Below are 16697 nucleotides of genomic sequence, written 5' to 3'. Positions count from 1 at the left end.
TTTTCATTGCTCACATTGAAATTGGATGGGTATCACCATGTTGGCAACCCCATGCAGGGTACGGCGCACAATCTGCTCTGATTCGCGTTGGCTACCGCGTTTAAGCGTCTGAAAATCGGTACTTATTTTATTGCTTTTTTTTACTGCACCTATTCTTCTGATGGACAGCCTGTTAGCCGCCAAGGATAAGCCACTAGTGCACACTCACTCTCAATGCGGCAGCGGTAGCAAAAGGTGCAAGTGTTGCACTGCCTGCCAACATCGCCCCAAGAATCGCCAGATAACCATCAATCGGCAGAGACATAGATGCCGCATCAATCGCTGCCGTGGCAAATATCAACACGGGGATATACAACGGCAACACTAATAAACTCAGCAAGACCCCGCCTTTACGCAAACCCACAGTCAGCGCGACGCCAATGGCACCAATAAAACTTAAGGTCGGCGTCCCTAACAATAACGTTAGCGCCATCGCAATCGCGGTATTGCTATCGAGGGAAAGCAGCAACGCCACCAGCGGCGATAAAATAAGTAACGGCAACCCAGTGACAACCCAGTGAGCACACACTTTGCCTAATACCGTGAGTGCTAGTGGTGTCGGCAATAGCAACAGTTGCTCAAGCGACCCATCAAGGAAATCATCACGGAATAACCGTTCCAGCGATAATAGCGAGGCTAACAAAGCGGCGACCCAAACAATACCAGGGGCCATACGCGCTAATAATTGTGGTTCAGGGCCAATACCCAACGGAAACAAGGTGATAACAATCAGAAAAAACCAGAGTGGGTTAACGATTTCCCCACCTTTCCGGAAGGCTATTTTTAGTTCACGGCGCAACACGCTGATAAACATTAATTCTCCTGCGTGCTGGTGAGACGGATTTTACGCACCTGTTGGCCGACGGTATCCAAATCTTGATGCGTGGTCAGCAGTACCATGCCACCTTTAGCGGCATGTGCGACAAACAGGGCTAACAATGTACTCACCCCTTGCTTATCAATGGCGGTCAGGGGTTCATCCAAAATCCATAACGGCGATTGACTCAGCCATAAACGCGCCAGCGCGACCCGCCGTTGCTGCCCTGCCGATAGCTGTGAGACAGGCAAATCTTCGTATCCCACCAACCCCACCTGAGCCAATGCTTGCCAGATGGCGGCACTATCCACCTTTTGAAACACCGACTGATAAAATGCCAAGTTTTCAAAAGGTGTCAGCACCGCTTTAATGCCCGGTTGGTGGCCTAGAAACAGTAAATCTTGGTGATATCGGGCGCGATCACGGCGGATATCCTCCCCCAGCCAGTTCACTTGCCCTTCATCCGCGTCCGCCAGCCCGGCTAAGATACGCAGCAAACTGGTTTTACCTGCCCCATTTTGCCCCTCAACCTGCACGATTTCACCCGCAGCCACATAAAAACTTAACTTGTGGAATAAGCGACGTTCATCTCGAATGCAGGTCAGATTCTTTGCTTCCAGCATGACGAATTTTCTTCCACCGTAGGATTGTTCGTTCAAGAAAACCGAATGATAACATAAGGCTTAATCCTTACGTAGCTTGGGTCTAACGCTATCCCTACCCTTATAGAGGTATTATTCGGGATAAGATCAAATTTCTGTAGAAAAAACCAACAGCGTTAAAATTTGGTTACTTTTTTTTATCAAAACCACAAAAATTTCAACGCAGAATCCTCTCATTCTTACCGGTAAAACGTCTTGAGCCATCATTAGCGACTATGCTTATCACTGTTGCTTTTCCTTATTTACCCTCCCCATAACCATGACTTTCTCTACCTTTCAGGAAACCTCTTATGAGCGATGAAAAAGACTCTCTGGATGAGAATGAGCTAAAAGTGGAAAGCAATGAGCATCAGCAGGAAAAAGACATCGAAGTTAATGAGAAGAATTTGCCCTCCAAGGCAGCGGCAATCCATGAACTTATTCGGGAGGATGGTGAAAAAGAGTTAGAACGCGACAGTTTCGCTTTACTGTGGTCTGCCATTGCCGCGGGCCTTTCTATCGGGGCATCGTTGCTTGGCAAAGGAATTTTTCACGCAAAATTGCCTGATACGCCCGCCAGTTTTTTACTGGAAAACATCGGTTATACCTTCGGATTTATTATTGTGATCATGGCTCGTCAACAGCTGTTCACTGAGAATACCGTCACACCTGTTCTGCCCATTATGCAAAAACCTAGCCGCCAAAATTTCATGCTGCTATTTCGCCTTTGGGGATTGGTATTATTGGGTAACTTGATTGGTACTGGGCTGGCCGCCTATTCCTTTATTCATATGCCAGTGTTCGATGATGCCACTCGCGCGGCTTTTGTCAGCATTGCACAAGGCGTGATGGAAAGTACTGCGGGGGAGATGTTTGCTAAAGGAATATTCTCCGGCTGGATTATTGCCACTATGGTTTGGATGATGCCTTCGGCGGGCGGCGCTAAGATTTGGGTGATTTTCCTGATGACCTATTTAGTCGCGTTATGCGATTTGACTCATATTGTGGTCGGCTCCGTGGAAATCTTCTATCTGGTGTTTAACGGTTCGATCCCTTGGCAGCAATTTATTTACCCCTTCGCCCTCCCCACACTGGCGGGCAACATTATCGGCGGTACCTTTATTTTTGCCCTGATAAGCCATGCTCAGATTCGCAGTGATATGACCCATCGACCTAAAATAGGCGACAAAGTAGACAAAAAATCATCATCATCTCGCCAATAACGGCACGACGTGCATGGCTGATGACGGTAACTTTGTGATTGTCGATAACACTTATTCACTCTAAATTGGCGACAGAGTAACCAAACGGACGTCTAACTGCTTATTATCTGGGTCAAAATGCGTATAATGCTCCGGCACCACACATCGCCAGCACCCGGTTGATGATGACGTCCCCGTAGTTAAACGGATATAACAAGCCCCTCCTAAGGGCTAGTTACTGGTTCGATTCCAGTCGGGGACACCATAACCGCTTCTCATCGTGTCTCATTCAGATTCAAATCACTTAAAAATCAAACACTGACCAAGTAGGTCAAAACCTCACTAATTTGAAACTATGTCAGAATTTAGCCATAAAAAAACTGCACCTTAGTTGTTGGGCATCCAACATTTGGGGTGCAGTTCAGCAATACTGCGATCGGTAATCAATAGCGATCGCAGTGATTCGGTTTTAAACACTGGCCCCCTGCGGAGGATCAAATGCCGTTAGCGTCAGTGCCGGGCCGGTATATTTCTCAATAGAAACCAGCGCAGTGTTACCGGAACAACCATTGGCTAACTGAGACGTTGGGATATCCAGCGTCAGGACGTTTGCCCCGCCGTTCTTACAAATGCCGGTTGCAGGATCAAGGTCCGGCCATGCACCTTCATGGATACAAACGACGCCGGGCTTAATGCCGTCAGAAACTACCGCACCAACTAACACCTGCCCACGATCGTTAAAGGCTCTGACTAAATCACCATTGGCAATGCCGCGAGCTTTAGCATCCTCAGGATGAATAGTAATAGGTTCTCGATTATCAACAGCATAAAGCTCACGTAGCTTGGCATAGTTAAGTTGGCTGTGAAGACGGTGTGCCGGATGGGCAGTTAATAACTGGAGCTGGCCTTCTTTGGCTGACCCTTTCCACTCATCAGGTGCGAGCCATGTCGGATGCGGTGGGCAATCTTTATAGCCATAACCTTCGATGGTTTTCGAGAAGATTTCTATTTTTCCACTTGGCGTACCTAATGGGTTCATGACTGGGTCTGCCCTAAACTCAGCATAGCGAACATATTTTGCGTTCTTTTCATTTTTACGCATTTCAATCAGCTTATTGTCCTGCCAGAACTGATTAAACTGCGGCATGGCAACACGCTGCGCACGAGCGCCCTTCTGTGCTGCGTCATAAAACTCTCGCAGCCAGTCCATCTCTTCTTTACCTTCAGTATAAACTTTACGGCCACCGGGCTTGAGCAACTCAGACATATCGGCAAATACATCAAAGTCATTGCGGGCTTCAAACTGAGGAGCGATGACCTGCTTCATCGGAACCAAATGCTGGTTACTGTAATCACCGGTCATGGTCAGATCATTACGTTCAAACGACGTGGTAATCGGTAAAACAATATCGGCATGCTTAGCTGCGGCAGTCCAGTAACATTCGGAGACCACAATCAGCTCTGGTTTTTGCCAGGCTTTAATCAAACGGTTGGTATCTTGATGATGCGTAAAGTTAGCACCACCAGCCCACCAGATCATTTTAATATCAGGGTAAGTCAGTTCATGGCCATTATGCTGATATTTAGTATTCGGTTTTTCCAGCGCTTCAACAATACGAGCCAGTGGGAAACTGTTCACTGCATCTGACGCTGCCCAGTCATTCCCTGCTGAAGATGTTCCGGCGACGGAGGATGATATCGCAGAAAGTACACCACCAGAGCGGGTCGGGTTACCGCCGTTAGAATAGTGATATGAGAAGCCAAAACCACCACCTTCAGTACCAATTTGCCCCAACATGGCGGCCAACGTAACCATCATCCAGTGTTTTTGCTCACCGTATTGCTGGCGCTGAATGCCCCATCCACCCATGAGCATGGTACTGTTTTTACTGAAAATCTCAGCCAATAATTCAAGTTGAGCCGCCGGTACGCCACAGATCTCCTCAGCCCAGGCTGCAGTCTTCGGCGTATTGTCTTGCTTCCCGAGCAAGTACTCCTCGAAGCGATCATACCCAGTGGTGTATTTCTCCAGGAACGCCTTATCATGTAAGGACTTCGTGACTAAAGTATGTGCAATACCCAACATCATAGCCACATCGGTCCCCATATTTGGGGCCAACCATTGCGCCTGATCACCAAAGAAATCAATCGTTTCTGAGCGCATTGGGTCAATGGCAATAATGGTTTTTCCTGAACTCTTGAGCTGATTGAAGAACTCAATGCCTTGCTCGTCGGTACTGCTCCAGGCAATCTTCAGCGTGTTCAGTGGATTAACCCCCCACAAAACAACGACCTTTGAATGTTCCAGAATCATCGGGTAAGTGGTCTGTTGTTCATAAACTTCAACAGAACCCACCACGTGCGGCATAATCACTTGTGCAGCACCGGTCGAGTAATCGCCCAGATGACCTGAATATCCTCCCGCTAAGCTCATATAACGTTGAAGTAACGTTTGAGCCTTATGTAATACACCACTGGAGCGCCAACCATAGGAGCCAGCAAAGACCGATGCGGGGCCATTTTCTTGACGAATACGCATATGCTGCTCATGAATTAGCTTCATGGCATCATCCCAGGAAATTTTGACAAACTCGTCGCTGCCGCGTTTACCATCGGGTTTACCTGGTGCAGCAAGGAAGCTTTTGCGTACCATTGGGTATTTAATCTTGGCGTTGGTATTTATCTGATCAGGTGCGGTAGTCTGTAAGCTATTAGGTATTGTTTTTGCTAACGCGCCCTTCGATGAAACAACTTTGCCGTCTTTTACTTCAACATACATCGCGCCCCAGCGCCCTGCGGTCAGAATAGTCCCTGCGGGTGCGTCGGCCCATGCTGGCAGCGGAATGGCAGAAGAGATCACCATCGCCCCAGCTGTAACACCCGCACCTTTAATAAAACCTCTACGTGAAAGATCCATATGCCATCCTCGTTAGACTAGTGACTGTTGATGTCCTTGGCGTTGTACTGAAAATATTTGGTTAAAATGTCCAGATCTTGCGGAGTGATATCGGTTCTTGCCCCCATGCCTTTTGCTACTGCAGGCCAGGCATTAACGGTGTAATGTTTGGAGGATATTTTGGCGTGGCAGCCGGAACAGTAAACGTTATCCAGATTTTCTGCATAACCCCATAATGGCTGGCGATCCGATAAAACAGGTTCCGTAATGGTGACGGTGAGCGTGACCGGCCGCCATTGGTTGTCGTACTCGTCCTTAGTGAATTCACCATTAATTTTTAACGCTTTTTCACCTTGCTCGGTTAACGAAGCCAGAATCAGGCGCTGACCTTTTTCTATATAAATAACTTGTTCAGCGCCTTTCATCTGAACCCCACTCAACACAATTTCTCGCTGAGTGCCGTCAGTGTTGAGCACCTGTAGTGCAGTCGCCGGATAAGCCGTACCAAAATCCCCCAACTTAACGGGCTGAACCGGATAAACTTCTTTCGCTTCGGCTGATGTTTGTTTTGCCAAAGCCATTAACTCGTCAAGCGCCTTGTCATCCATTTTGATTTCAGGCGGGAAATGAGCGATGCCTTTATGGCAATCAATGCACGTCTGCTGTTCTTTTATGGCCAGATTATGCATTTTTTGTGCATCGGCACTTTGTGCTGCGAGATCCATCGCATCAAACTGATGACAGGAACGACAAGTGGCAGAATCATTTTCTTTGAGCTGCTGCCAAACGGTTTGGGCCATAGCCAGACGTTGTTCTTCGAATTTTTCAGGGGTGTCGATACTTCCGGTAATAAACTGGTGATAGACATCTTTGCCGGCTTTTATTTTTGCAATAATAAAATCGAGTGGTGCCTTAGGTATGTGGCAATCTGAACACTCAGCCCGGATACCTTTTTGATTTTTAAAATGTATTGAAGCTTGATACTCATCATAAGGTGCTTGCATGGTATGGCAAGAAAGGCAAAAACTGGTTTCAGACGTTTTATGCAATACATAGCTTCCACCACTGAAACCAATTATTCCTAATACAATTCCAATAAAAATCAATATGAAAATTTTAGTTTTTTTTATTGCCATGATTTTATAACCCTGTCATCAAAAAAAAATCAAATAAATACCAAAAATAGTAAAAACCATAGAAATAACTTTTGATAATATAGATTAATTATTATTAATACTTGAATAAGTCGGCAATGTCACAAAAATGAAAAATACAATATTTCAATATCAGAATGAAATGCAAAAAATAAAAATGAAAAACCTATCGATATAAATTTAATTATATAACGAAATATTAATAAAATTTAATATTTTAATAAAAATAATCATCAAACAATCAACAATAAGACATTGAAAATAAAAGAATAAAGTAATTATTGAATGACACTAAAAAATTGAATATTGAAAATACACTGAGGGATTATAAGATTGAATGTTTGATGAAAAATTCAATGCCTCCATTATTTTATGATTCTACACATCAATCTCATTCTTATATCAAAGTTAGAATAATCACCTAACTTTGATATTTATCAATAAATCTAGATTTTATTCATTGTCAATCTGAAGCACTGAACTATCGCATTAACAAAAGTTGCTATTAATGGACAAGTTCAGGTAACCAAGAAATAGATAGCCCACGATACGCTCAATGCAATAGCGAGCTATAACCCTTTATTTTGGACAACCCAAACGGCGGCTTCAACTCGTGACTTTAATTTCATTTTCTTTAGCAGATGTTTGACGTGAACCTTAACAGTACTGTCTGTAATCAATAACTTCTTAGCGATCAATTTGTTCGATAATCCTTTACCGATAAGTTTGAGAACATCGTGCTCACGCGAGGTGAGTGTATTGATATCGCGCTCAGCACCAGTGCTATTTTCACGTAAATGGCTTGCCAGTATCGACATCAAAGCATCACTGATAACCATCTGCCCAGCAGCAGCGTCATACAATGCCACTAATAAATCCTCAGGATCCATATCCTTTAATAAATAACCATCAGCGCCATGCTTTAGCGCACTAATGACATCATCTTGATGATTCGAAACAGTAAACACCACTATTCGGCCAGAGAGAGGCTGTTGGCGTAATTTATCCAACGTTTCCAGACCATTCATATGGGGCATATTTAAATCCAGCATAATGAGGTCTGGATCAAGATTGGTTGCCAGCACAATCCCGTCTGCTCCATTACAGGCTTCACCTACAACGGATAACCCCGGTGCCATGCTGATTAATTGCTTAATACCGTTTCTTAGCATCGGATGATCATCAATCAGCAGAATGGTCGCGGCGTCTTGTTCACTCATCAAAAACTCCTGTGGCTGAAGGAGGAAATACCCTTAATGGGATGACTGAGAGATATTCTTCATCATCCAGTGCTATAACCCCATAACCAATAGGGAGTACCCCTTAATAGCTTGCGGGTAAAATATTGCGTTGAGATAAAAAGCGAGCACTGGCAACTAAATGAAAACAGAGCATATTTTTCAGGAAATAGCACTACCCACAAATGATGTATGGTTATTGTTAACCAAAAGTTAACCTCACCTCCTCTTGATGTAAATCAACTTTGAAATGGCCTTTGGTGTCTAGGGTGACGCATGACTTCCTTTTGCGGTCCCCCTGATCGAGGTATTTATGTCGCACTCTTCGACCCCATTAGCCCATTCATCATCTTCAGACATTCCGGAAAAAATACCCGGAGGGCGGTCAATACAGCAATGGTATCCAGAAGACCCACGATTCTGGCAACAAGTCGGCCATCGTGTTGCTCGTAGAAATTTATGGATCTCAGTCCCAGCATTATTACTCAGCTTCTGTGTCTGGATGCTATTCAGTGCGGTAGCAGTGAATCTGAATAAAGTCGGTTTTAACTTTTCTACCGACCAGCTCTTTATGCTGACAGCGTTACCCTCGGTATCAGGTGCTCTGCTACGTATTCCTTACGCCTTTGTCATCCCAGTATTTGGCGGTCGCCGCTGGACCGCGTTCAGCACCCTGTTCCTCGTGGTTCCCTGCCTCTGGTTAGGTATCGCGGTACAGGACAGCACGACGTCTTACGGAACATTTATATTGATCTCATTGCTCTGCGGTTTTGCTGGAGCAAATTTTGCCTCCAGCATGGCCAATATCAGTTTCTTCTTTCCGAAAGTAAAACAAGGCGGAGCGCTGGGCATCAATGGGGGATTGGGCAATCTTGGCGTCAGTGTCATGCAGTTGCTCGCCCCTATTGCGATTTCAGTTGGGGTCTTCAGTACCTTTATGGGGAGTGGTTATCCGCAAGCCGATGGTAGCCAGCTGTGGTTGCAAAATGCCGCCTATATCTGGATCCCATTTTTGCTGATTTTCAGCGTAATGGCATGGTTTGGGATGAATGACCTCTCTGCCTCGAAAGCTTCGATTACCCAACAGTTACCGGTTTTGAAACGTGGGCATCTATGGATTTTGGCAGTGTTATATCTGGCGACATTTGGGTCATTTATTGGTTTCTCTGCCGGTTTTGCCATGTTAGCAAAAACACAATTCCCTGATGTCATCATTCTGCATTACGCCTTCTTCGGCCCATTACTGGGAGCGCTAGCTCGCCCGATAGGCGGTGCCCTGTCAGATCGTTTTGGCGGTATTCGCGTCACTTTGGTCAATTTTGTTCTGATGGCCCTATTTGCATCCTTACTCTTCCTTACTCTACCGAGCGCGGCCTCTCGCGGTTCGTTTTTTGCCTTCTTTAGCCTCTTTATGATGCTGTTCTTAACGGCGGGGTTAGGCAGTGGATCGACGTTTCAAATGATAGCGGTGATCTTCCGCAAACTGACTGTCGATCGAGTTATCAAGGCCGGTGGCAGTGACGAGCAGGCGCAGCACGATGCTGTCCGAGAGTCAGCTGCGGCTTTGGGCTTTATCTCTGCCATTGGTGCCATCGGCGGTTTCTTTATTCCGAAATCATTCGGTACTTCATTGGCATTAACAGGCTCACCGGCCGGTGCAATGAAACTCTTCGTCATTTTTTATGTGGTCTGCGTGCTGATCACCTGGTTTGTCTATGGACGGAAACTCAATAAGGGGATGGCGACAAAAAAGCAACGTTAATCAGCGTAATACCAACAGTAAGCAACCGTATTGAGCAATGTTAGTCCTCTTATAAAAATGAACAGGGCCGTTATGTCCCTCAATCAGGAGATATCCGGATGAGTAAATTTCTTGACCGATTTCGGTATTTTAAGCAACTTGCCGAGCCGTTCGCGCAGGGTCACGGCCAAACACTGGACACCAATCGTGATTGGGAAGACGGCTATCGTAGCCGCTGGCAGCATGACAAAATCGTACGTTCGACTCATGGCGTCAATTGCACCGGCTCATGTAGCTGGAAAATTTATGTCAAGAATGGTTTAGTCACTTGGGAGACCCAGCAAACCGATTACCCTCGTACCCGCCCCGATTTGCCGAATCATGAACCTCGAGGTTGCCCTCGGGGCGCCAGTTATTCTTGGTATTTATACAGTGCCAATCGGTTGAAATACCCGATGATGCGTAAAAACCTCTTGCAACTGTGGCGAGCAGCTAAAGTGCTACATAGCGACCCAGTAGAGGCATGGGCTTCGATTGTCGGTGACCGCGAACAAGCAAAGAGCTACAAACAAGCCCGTGGTCGCGGAGGTTTTGTCCGCTCCAGTTGGCAAGAAGTGAATGAATTGATTGCGGCGGCTAACGTCTTCACCGCCAAACACTATGGGCCAGACCGGATTATCGGCTTTTCACCCATTCCGGCGATGTCAATGGTTTCCTATGCAGCAGGTTCACGTTATCTCTCGCTAATCGGTGGCGTTTGTCTCAGCTTCTACGACTGGTATTGTGATTTGCCACCAGCATCGCCCATGACATGGGGCGAGCAAACCGATGTTCCAGAATCGGCCGATTGGTACAATTCCTCTTATATCATTGCATGGGGATCAAACGTCCCGCAGACTCGAACGCCTGATGCCCACTTCTTTACGGAAGTCCGTTACAAAGGCACCAAGACGGTGGCAGTGACGCCGGATTATGCCGAAGTCGCAAAACTGTGTGACCAATGGCTGAATCCGAAACAAGGCACTGACAGCGCCATGGCAATGGCGATGGGGCATGTGATCCTCAATGAGTTCCATCTACAACGACAAAGCAGCTATTTTGCTGAATACATCCGGCAATACACCGATATGCCAATGCTGGTGCTACTTGAACCTCGTGATGCGGGTTATTACGCCGCAGGACGTTTGCTGCGTGCTGCCGATTTGGTCGATAGCCTCGGCGAAGCCAATAACCCTGAATGGAAAACCATTGCTATCGACGGCAACAGCGGGCAATTGGTCGCGCCGCAAGGTTCTATCGGTTATCGCTGGGGGGAGAAAGGCAAATGGAATCTTGAGCAGCGCGACGGTAAAACACAGCAGGAAGTCTCACTACAACTGAGTTTACTGGGGCAGCACGATGATATCGCCAGTGTCGGTTTCCCCTATTTTGGCGGAGAAATAAGTGAAAACTTCCAAAGTGTTGCCTTGGAAGAAGTACTGCAACATAAGCTGCCGGTAAAACGGCTGCAATTAGCCGATGGTAGTGAAGCTCTGGTCACTAGTGTTTATGACCTGATGATGGCTAATTATGGCCTCGATCGTGGTTTGCACGATGAAAATACCGCCGATAATTATGACGATATCAAAGCCCATACCCCTGCTTGGGCTGAGAAGATTACTGGGGTCGGGCGTCAGGATATCATTCGTATTGCCCGTGAGTTTGCTGATAACGCCGAGAAGACACGCGGACGTTCAATGATCATTGTGGGTGCCGGTATCAACCATTGGTATCACATGGATATGACCTACCGTGCACTGATTAACATGCTGATATTCTGCGGTTGTGTTGGGCAAAGCGGAGGGGGCTGGGCGCACTATGTCGGGCAGGAGAAATTGCGTCCACAGACGGGCTGGCTACCCTTAGCATTTGGCCTTGATTGGCAACGCCCACCGCGCTATATGAATGGGACGTCATTTTTCTATAATCACTCCAGCCAGTGGCGTTATGAGACCGTCAGCACCACCCAACTGCTCTCCCCGCTGGCAGATAGCGCTCGTTTTAGCCCAAGCCTGATTGATCTCAATGTTCGCGCCGAGCGGATGGGTTGGCTACCCTCAGCCCCACAACTGAACTGTAACCCGCTGACCATTGCCACCCGCGCGCAACAAGCGGGTCAAACGCCAGTTGAATATACCGTCGAGAGTCTTAAAAACGGCTCATTGCGATTTGCCGCCGAACAGCCTGATGACCCACAAAATTTCCCAAGAAATCTTTTTGTCTGGCGGTCAAACCTGTTGGGTTCTTCCGGTAAAGGGCATGAGTACATGCTCAAATACCTACTGGGCACAGAGAATGGTATTCAGGGTAAAGACCTTGGCTTACAAGGGGGAGTAAAACCAGAAGAGGTGGAATGGCAGGATAATGGCGCTGAAGGTAAGTTGGATTTGGTGGTGACATTAGATTTCCGGATGTCCAGCACTTGCCTCTACTCAGATATCATTTTGCCTACCGCGACTTGGTATGAAAAAGACGACATGAATACCTCCGATATGCATCCGTTTATTCATCCGTTATCAGCAGCCGTGGACCCCGCATGGGAATCTAAAAGTGACTGGGATATCTACAAAGGGATTGCCGAAACTTTCTCACGGGTTTGTGTCGGACATTTAGGTCAGGAAACCGATGTGGTCACCTTACCTATTCAACATGATTCGGCAGCTGAACTGGCGCAACCTTATGGCGTTAAAGACTGGAAAAAAGGGGAATGCGAGCTCATCCCAGGAAAAACCGCACCTCACATTATGGTCGTCGAACGTCACTATCCGGAAACTTATGCTCGTTTTACTGCACTGGGGCCCTTGCTGGAAAAATTGGGCAATGGTGGCAAAGGAATCAGTTGGAATACTCAAACTGAAGTCGATTTCCTCAAACAACTGAATCATTCCCATACTGATGGCCCTACAGCCGGACGACCAAGAATAGACACGGCAATTGATGCCGCAGAAGTGATTTTATCACTGGCGCCAGAGACTAACGGGCAAGTCGCAGTCAAAGCCTGGCAAGCATTAGAACAACTGACGGGCCGTGAACATGCACATCTGGCCTTAAACAAAGAAGATGAAAAAATTCGTTTTCGTGATATCCAAGCTCAACCGCGCAAAATCATCTCCAGCCCAACTTGGTCCGGCCTGGAAGATGAACATGTTTCTTATAACGCCTGCTACACCAACGTTCATGAGTTGATCCCTTGGCGCACCCTTTCCGGCCGTCAGCAGCTTTATCAAGATCATGAATGGATGCGTGCCTTTGGCGAGAGTCTACTGTGTTATCGCCCACCGATTGATACCCGTGCGGCGCAACCTTTGCTGAATAAGAAACCAAACGGCAATCCTGAGAAAGCCCTTAACTTCTTGACGCCCCATCAGAAATGGGGAATTCACTCTACTTACAGTGACAACTTATTGATGCTGACCCTGTCGAGGGGCGGTCCCATCGTCTGGTTGAGTGAAGATGATGCTAAAGCGTTGATGATAGAAGATAACGACTGGATCGAGGCCTTTAACAGCAATGGGGCATTAACTGCTCGTGCAGTGGTCAGCCAGCGCATTCCATCCGGTATGACCATGATGTATCACGCACAAGAACGCATCATTAACATCCCAGGCTCTGAAATTACCGGCCAGCGCGGCGGTATCCATAATTCTGTCACCCGCATCAGCCCTAAACCAACCCATATGATTGGAGGGTATGCGCAATTAGCCTACGGCTTTAACTACTACGGCACGGTAGGTTCTAATCGTGACGAGTTCGTGGTGGTGCGAAAGATGAATAATGTCGATTGGCTGGATGATGAGCAGCAGGAAGTGAGCAAAACTGGGGGCAAACTATGAAAATCCGTTCACAAGTCGGTATGGTCCTGAATCTGGATAAGTGCATTGGCTGCCATACCTGCTCAGTCACCTGCAAAAATGTCTGGACCAGTCGTGAAGGTATGGAATATGCCTGGTTTAACAACGTCGAGAGTAAACCCGGTTTGGGTTATCCGCATGATTGGGAGAATCAGGACAAATGGAAAGGCGGCTGGATCCGTAAGATTAATGGCAAATTGTCACCGCGCATGGGAGGCAGGATCGGCGTCTTATCCAAGATCTTTGCCAACCCAGATGTACCGGCATTGGATGACTATTACGAACCTTTTGATTTTGATTACCAACACTTGCATAACGCGCCAGCCGGAAAACATCAGCCGGTTGCTCGTCCGCGGTCGCTCATTACCGGCCAACGGATGGAAAAAATAGAGAATGGCCCAAACTGGGAAGAAATCCTCGGTGGTGAGTTTTCAAAACGATCCAAAGACCAGAATTTCGCCCACATACAGAAGGAAATGTACGGGCAGTTTGAACATACGTTCATGATGTATTTGCCGCGTCTATGCGAGCACTGCCTCAATCCGGCCTGCGTGGCAACCTGCCCGAGTGGCGCGATTTATAAGCGGGCTGAAGATGGTATTGTTTTGATTGATCAGGATAAATGCCGAGGTTGGCGTATGTGTCTGACCGGCTGTCCTTATAAAAAAATCTATTTCAATTGGAAAAGCGGTAAATCTGAAAAATGTATTTTCTGTTATCCACGAATTGAATCCGGTGAACCCACGGTCTGTTCTGAAACCTGCGTTGGACGCATTCGTTATCTGGGCGTGTTGCTGTATGACGCCGATGCGATTGAACAGGCAGCATCAGCGGCAGATGAGAAAAACCTCTATCAACGACAACTGGATATCTTCCTCGACCCCCATGACCCAGCGGTCATTGCGCAAGCGGAAAAAGACGGTATCCCATCCAGTGTGATTGATGCAGCGCAGCGTTCACCCGTGTACAAAATGGCCGTGGAATGGAAATTGGCACTCCCTCTGCATCCTGAATATCGGACCCTACCAATGGTGTGGTATGTCCCGCCATTGTCACCGATTCAATCAGCGGCAGATTCAGGTGCAATGCCTCACAACGGCGTTCTACCCGATGTCGAAAGTCTGCGTATTCCAGTGCAGTATTTGGCCAATTTATTGACTGCGGGTGATACCCAGCCGGTATTAATGGCGCTCAAGCGAATGTTAGCCATGCGGCACTATAAGCGAGCAGAAACAGTTGACGGGAAGATTGATCTTAGTGCACTAGAGGCGGTTGGGCTGACAGAGGCGCAGGCGCGGGAAATGTACCGCTATTTGGCCATTGCCAATTATGAGGACCGCTTTGTTATCCCCTCCAGTCACCGCGAAATTGCCCGTGATGCCTTCCCAGAAAGTAAAGGTTGTGGTTTCAGTTTTGGTGATGGTTGCCATGGCAGTGACAGCCGCTTCAATTTATTTAATAGCCGCCGAATTGATGCCATTGATGTGACTAAGAAGACAGATCAAGGGGGCCAGTTATGATGAGTTTGCGGATCATTTCCCGCTTGCTGGAGTACCCAGATGCTGATCTGTGGCAACACTCGCATGAACTAATTGAAGCACTGACCCAGGCCGATGAACTCACTGCTGAACAGCGCGAAACACTCACGGAATTTGTCAGTACATTATGTCGTCGCGAACTGCTTGATTGCCAGGCTGCCTATTGCGGCCTGTTCGATCGTGGCCGCGCGACCTCACTTTTATTGTTTGAACATGTACATGGTGAATCACGAGATCGTGGTCAAGCCATGGTAGACCTCATGGCACAGTATCAGCGCGCAGGGTTGATACTCGACTGCAAAGAGTTACCGGATTTCCTACCACTTTACCTTGAGTATCTGGTTAGCCAGTCCGTGGCTGAGGCCACATTAGGTTTACAGGATATTGCGCCAATTCTGGCGCTCTTGGGTGCACGTCTTCACCAGCGTGATAGTGAATATGCTCAGTTGTTTGATCTGCTATTAGCCCTGTCAGGCAGTGATATTCGTAGTGAAAATCTTGACGAGAAAGTGGCGGGAGAAACCCGCGACGACACACCAAAGGCGCTGGATGCCGTATGGGAAGAGGAGCAAGTGAAATTTCTCGGCAGCGAGGGTTGCTCCTCAGCTCAACATGGGAGCCGCCAAAAGCACGTTTCCGATGCCGTACTGCCACAATATCTCAATATTCAGTCCGCATCTGAGGCTAAAAAAGTGGTTCAGTCCAATGCAGCAGCAGACGTTAAAGGAGTCAGGCTATGAATTTCCTGAATAAATTCTTTTTTGAGATTTATCCTTATCTGGCACTGACCATTTTCTTATTAGGAAGTTGGTTGCGCTACGATTATGGCCAATATAGCTGGCGCGCAGGCTCCAGCCAGATGTTGGATAAAAAAGGGGTCCGTCTGGCATCAAATTTATTCCACATTGGTATTTTGGGCATCTTCTTTGGTCATGTACTGGGGATGCTGACACCACATTGGATGTATGAATCCTTTCTACCCATAGAAACAAAACAAAAAATGGCAATGATCGCTGGCGGTGCTTGTGGTGTCATGATGCTAATGGGTGGCGCCATGCTGCTACACAGGAGGCTAACCAACCCACGAATCAGGGCAACCAGTACCACTGTGGATATCTTGATCTTGGTTCTGCTGGTGGTACAAGTCAGTTTAGGATTACTCAGTATTCCGTTTTCAGCTCAGCATATGGACGGTAGCGAGATGATGAAATTGGTAGGTTGGGCGCAATCAATTGCGACGTTCCGCACTGGTGCATCGGCCTATCTGACGGATGTTGCACTGATTTTCAAATTACATATTGTGTTGGGGCTAACGCTGTTTGTACTGTTCCCCTTCTCACGACTGGTGCATATTTGGAGTGTCCCAATCGAGTACCTGACTCGCCGATATCAGTTAGTGCGTAACCGTCATTAGTCATAATAGAAATCGGTCCGTAGGCATCGTCATTTACCTACGGACTGAAACCCAAGGTACCGCCACAAATCGAAAAATCAATAAGCAATAAGAAACAAGCAATGACATAAGATAATTATTATCTTTC

11 protein-coding genes and 1 tRNA gene are annotated in these 16697 nt (G+C 47.1%); 7 read left to right on the top strand and 5 right to left on the bottom strand.

Features of this window, described 5'->3' with window-relative positions; all coding sequences use genetic code 11:
* Positions 1-193: 193 nt before the first annotated feature.
* Together ccmB and ccmA are read right to left on the bottom strand one after the other, a co-directional pair.
* Positions 194-853, bottom strand: coding sequence for a heme exporter protein CcmB (gene ccmB / locus DA391_RS06885; protein ID WP_019210790.1), 660 nt, complete (start codon positions 851-853; stop codon positions 194-196).
* Positions 853-1479 (bottom strand): cytochrome c biogenesis heme-transporting ATPase CcmA, encoded by a 627-nt coding sequence (ccmA, locus tag DA391_RS06880; protein WP_050286183.1) that lies wholly within the window; start codon positions 1477-1479, stop codon positions 853-855. Before ccmA ends, ccmB begins: the two co-directional genes overlap by 1 nt.
* 329 nt (positions 1480-1808) lie before the next feature.
* On the opposite strand from ccmA, the gene DA391_RS06875 reads away from it, so the two are divergent.
* Both DA391_RS06875 and DA391_RS06870 read left to right on the top strand, forming a co-directional pair.
* A complete protein-coding gene (locus DA391_RS06875; protein WP_050286184.1) occupies positions 1809-2720 on the top strand; it encodes a formate/nitrite transporter family protein in 912 nt (303 codons plus the stop codon).
* 169 nt (positions 2721-2889) lie between these two features.
* Positions 2890-2964 (top strand) — tRNA-Arg (locus DA391_RS06870).
* Positions 2965-3168: 204 nt separating this feature from the next.
* Here the strand turns inward: DA391_RS06870 and DA391_RS06865 are convergent.
* The 3 genes from DA391_RS06865 to narL all read right to left on the bottom strand — a co-directional run bounded on the left by DA391_RS06865 (position 3169) and on the right by narL (position 7969).
* On the bottom strand, positions 3169-5616 hold the full coding sequence (locus DA391_RS06865; protein ID WP_050080051.1) for a trimethylamine-N-oxide reductase 2: 2448 nt from the start codon (positions 5614-5616) through the stop codon (positions 3169-3171).
* Positions 5617-5633: 17 nt separating this feature from the next.
* The gene (locus tag DA391_RS06860; RefSeq protein WP_050286190.1) at positions 5634-6731 is read right to left on the bottom strand and encodes a NapC/NirT family cytochrome c; all 1098 of its coding nucleotides are present in this window, start codon (positions 6729-6731) and stop codon (positions 5634-5636) included.
* A gap of 587 nt (positions 6732-7318) precedes the next feature.
* Entirely contained in the window at positions 7319-7969 is a 651-nt protein-coding gene (gene narL, locus DA391_RS06855) for a two-component system response regulator NarL (protein WP_050080054.1), read from the bottom strand.
* 331 nt (positions 7970-8300) lie between these two features.
* Here narL and DA391_RS06850 point away from each other — a divergent pair, with 331 nt between their 5' ends.
* The 5 genes from DA391_RS06850 to narI all read left to right on the top strand — a co-directional run bounded on the left by DA391_RS06850 (position 8301) and on the right by narI (position 16570).
* The gene (locus DA391_RS06850; RefSeq protein ID WP_050286191.1) at positions 8301-9749 is read left to right on the top strand and encodes a NarK family nitrate/nitrite MFS transporter; all 1449 of its coding nucleotides are present in this window, start codon (positions 8301-8303) and stop codon (positions 9747-9749) included.
* A gap of 98 nt (positions 9750-9847) precedes the next feature.
* Positions 9848-13600 (top strand): nitrate reductase subunit alpha, encoded by a 3753-nt coding sequence (locus DA391_RS06845; RefSeq protein WP_108087483.1) that lies wholly within the window; start codon positions 9848-9850, stop codon positions 13598-13600.
* Positions 13597-15138 carry a nitrate reductase subunit beta gene (gene narH, locus DA391_RS06840; RefSeq protein WP_050080057.1) on the top strand — a complete coding sequence of 514 codons (1542 nt, stop codon included), beginning with the start codon at positions 13597-13599 and terminating at the stop codon, positions 15136-15138. Before DA391_RS06845 ends, narH begins: the two co-directional genes overlap by 4 nt.
* On the top strand, positions 15135-15896 hold the full coding sequence (gene narJ, locus DA391_RS06835) for a nitrate reductase molybdenum cofactor assembly chaperone (RefSeq protein WP_108087482.1): 762 nt from the start codon (positions 15135-15137) through the stop codon (positions 15894-15896). Before narH ends, narJ begins: the two co-directional genes overlap by 4 nt.
* Positions 15893-16570 (top strand): respiratory nitrate reductase subunit gamma, encoded by a 678-nt coding sequence (narI, locus tag DA391_RS06830; RefSeq protein ID WP_050080059.1) that lies wholly within the window; start codon positions 15893-15895, stop codon positions 16568-16570. The genes narJ and narI overlap by 4 nt, the downstream gene beginning before the upstream one ends.
* The last annotated feature ends 127 nt before the right edge of the window (positions 16571-16697 follow it).

The sequence above is a fragment of the Yersinia massiliensis genome (genome assembly GCF_003048255.1).
GTDB classification, from domain to species: domain Bacteria; phylum Pseudomonadota; class Gammaproteobacteria; order Enterobacterales; family Enterobacteriaceae; genus Yersinia; species Yersinia massiliensis_A.
Note: the sequence above shows the minus strand (reverse complement) of the source record. Positions and strands in the feature narration are given on the sequence as shown.